Origin of the sequence: Pantoea wallisii, from assembly GCF_002095485.1 — a bacterium.
GTDB lineage: Bacteria > Pseudomonadota > Gammaproteobacteria > Enterobacterales > Enterobacteriaceae > Pantoea > Pantoea wallisii.
Window position 1 is genome coordinate 1 of the sequence record NZ_MLFS01000129.1, and the last position, 1483, is coordinate 1483.

Here is a 1483-nt window from a genome sequence, read left to right on the forward strand (position 1 = left end):
CAGTGATAACAACTGGAGTAGGCAGGCCTTTCTCCAGAGATTCTGTTTTGGCGTTGAACGCTTTACAGAATTCCATGATGTTAACACCCTGCTGACCCAGAGCCGGACCAACTGGTGGGCTCGGGTTAGCCATACCAGCTGCAACCTGCAGCTTAACGTAGGCTTGTACTTTCTTGGCCATGATAATTCCTCTATTGGGTTATAGCGCCTGAGTAACAGGCTCCCCGTGGTAACGATTTACACGCTATTGCCAGCGCATAAAAACAAAAGGCGCGAAATTATAGGTAAATTTCGCGCCTTCCGCAAGAGCTAAAAAGTGAACAAAAGGATTAACCTTTCTCCACCTGAGCAAAGTCGAGTTCAACCGGCGTTGCACGTCCGAAAATGGAGACGGACACCTTCAGGCGGCTTTTTTCGTAGTCGACTTCTTCCACCACACCGTTGAAGTCGGCGAACGGGCCGTCGTTGACGCGCACCATTTCGCCCGGTTCGAACAGCGTTTTCGGACGCGGTTTATCACCCACCTGCTGCAGGCGGTTCATGATCGCATCCACTTCTTTATCGCTGATCGGTGCCGGACGGTCAGAGGTACCACCAATGAAGCCCATTACACGCGGCACACTGCGCACTAAGTGCCAGCTGGCGTCATTCATCACCATCTGAACCAGTACGTAACCAGGGAAGAATTTGCGTTCGCTTTTGCGACGCTGACCACCACGGATCTCAACGACTTCTTCAGTCGGCACCATGACTTCGCCAAACAGTTCTTCCATGTTGTGCAGTTTGATATGCTCTTGCAGCGACTTCGCTACGCGTGCTTCAAAACCGGAAAACGCCTGAACGACGTACCAGCGTTTTTTTGGAGCTTCAGACATCTCAGAACCTCAGGCCAGTAATAAACGATACCAGGCGGACCAGAATACCATCCAGCCCCCACAAAATCAGTGACATCACGGCAGTGACCGCGGCAACGATTAACGTGGTGTGCAATGTTTCCTGGCGAGTCGGCCAAATGACCTTACGCATTTCGGTTCTTGCTTCACGTGCAAACGCGACGGTTGCCTTGCCTTTCGTTGTCAGCAACGCAATGCCACCCGCCGCAGCGATCAGCACAACCACAGCCAGCGCGCGCAAAGGCAGTGTCACATCGCGATACAGATAGTTGCCAACGATTGCTACCAGCAGCAATGCGATCACAACTACCCACTTTATCGCTTCCAGGCCGCGCCCGCTCCCTTGAGCTTCGGTATTCGCACTCATAAACCAACCTGCCACAATAATTCAGAAACTATTCTGCCCCGCAGAGCGAGGCATCCAAACCGAATGAGCTTTTGAGGCGTAACTCGGTATCCAGCGCCGTAAAAACAGAGCCTGTCTCAGCAATGATTATGATCGAAAATCACTGATGAGCCAGGTTCTATATAACAGCGTATAAAAAGGGCATCAAATGATGCCCTTTCCATGTGCATTGCGTCAAATGTTA

At 51.4% G+C, this 1483-nt stretch carries 3 protein-coding genes; all 3 read right to left on the minus strand.

Annotated elements, in window-relative coordinates:
• The coding region (locus HA48_RS21875; RefSeq protein ID WP_482809947.1) for an uL11 family ribosomal protein at positions 1-181 on the minus strand (181 nt) is incomplete at its 3' end.
• A gap of 148 nt (positions 182-329) precedes the next feature.
• Positions 330-875 (minus strand): transcription termination/antitermination protein NusG, encoded by a 546-nt coding sequence (nusG, locus tag HA48_RS21880; protein WP_010616908.1) that lies wholly within the window; start codon positions 873-875, stop codon positions 330-332.
• A 1-nt stretch (position 876) separates the two neighbouring features.
• On the minus strand, positions 877-1260 hold the full coding sequence (gene secE / locus HA48_RS21885) for a preprotein translocase subunit SecE (RefSeq protein ID WP_128603175.1): 384 nt from the start codon (positions 1258-1260) through the stop codon (positions 877-879).
• Positions 1261-1483 lie beyond the last annotated feature (223 nt).

Coding starts and splice junctions, on each gene's coding strand:
- nusG (WP_010616908.1), bottom strand. CDS start 875: ATGTCTGAAGCTCCAAAAAAACGCTGGTACGTCGTTCAGGCGTTTTCC.
- secE (WP_128603175.1), bottom strand. CDS start 1,260: ATGAGTGCGAATACCGAAGCTCAAGGGAGCGGGCGCGGCCTGGAAGCG.